We start from the raw sequence: 1,197 nt of genomic DNA, 5'->3' as shown, positions 1-1,197 counted from the left end.
GCGCCCGATCGCGTGGTATTCGATGCCGGCTGTCGCCATCGCATCGGGTTCATAGAGATTGCGGCCGTCGATGATGACCGGGGTCTTCAGCTTGGCGCGGATCTCGCTGAAATCCGGGCTGCGGAATACCTTCCACTCGGTCACGATCACGAGCGCGTCGGCGTCCTCGAGGACATCCATCTGCGCCTCGCAGAAGTGTACTCGCCCCGCGCCGCCTTCGATGTCGGCAAGATCCGCCTCGATCACACGGCGGGCCTCGGCCATCGCCACCGGGTCGTGCACGCGCAGCGCGGCGCCGCGCGACACCAGTTCGCGCACCAGCACCCGCGACGGCGCTTCACGCATGTCATCGGTATTTGGCTTGAATGCGAGGCCCCAGACCGCGAAGGTCTTGCCCGTCAGGTCTTCGCCGAAGCGCTTGATGACCTTGTTGGCCAGCACCTGCTTCTGGGCGTCGTTGACGGCCTCCACGGCCTCCAGCACCCGCATCGGCTTGCCATACGAGGTGGCCGTGCGCATCAGCGCCTGCACGTCCTTCGGGAAGCACGAGCCGCCATAGCCGGCGCCGGCGTACAGGAAGCTGTAGCCGATGCGCGGGTCGGAGCCGATGCCCAGTCGCACCAGTTCGATATCCGCGCCCACCTCGTCGGCCAGGTTGGCCAGCTCGTTCATAAAGGAAATGCGAGTCGCCAGCATCGAGTTGGCCGCGTACTTGGTGAACTCGGCCGAGCGCACATCCATATAGAAGGTACGCTCGTGGTTGCGGTTGAACGGCGAGTACAGCTCGCGCATGATGGCCTTGGCGTGGCGGCCGGCCACGTCGGGCGAGCAGCCCAGCACGATGCGGTCCGGGCGCATGAAATCTTCCACGGCCGCGCCTTCYTTCAGGAACTCGGGGTTCGAGACMACCGAGTACTGCAGGTCTTCCAGCCCACGCGCGGCCAGTTCCTCGCGGATGGCGGCGGCCACGCGGTCGCCGGTGCCCACTGGCACGGTGGACTTGTCCACCACCACCTTGAAGCCKGTCATGTGGCGGCCGATGTTGCGCGCGGCGGCCAGCACGTATTGCAGGTCTGCCGAGCCGTCCTCGTCCGGGGGCGTGCCCACGGCGATGAACTGCACGTCGGCGTGCTCCACGCTGGCGGCCACGTCGGTCGAAAACGTCAGGCGGCCGGCGGCGCGATTGCGCTCGATCAG

The 1,197-nt window shown here is 66.8% G+C and carries 1 protein-coding gene; it reads right to left on the bottom strand.

All coding sequences use genetic code 11. The features are described from left to right. Positions 1-1,197, bottom strand: a 1,197-nt coding sequence (locus AB4120_RS27575; RefSeq protein WP_441643105.1) for a UDP-glucose dehydrogenase family protein, incomplete at both ends; no start/stop codon positions are given.

This window comes from Cupriavidus sp. 2KB_3 (assembly GCF_052115685.1).
GTDB classification, from domain to species: domain Bacteria; phylum Pseudomonadota; class Gammaproteobacteria; order Burkholderiales; family Burkholderiaceae; genus Cupriavidus; species Cupriavidus campinensis.
This window is presented reverse-complemented; position numbering and strand designations above follow the sequence as displayed.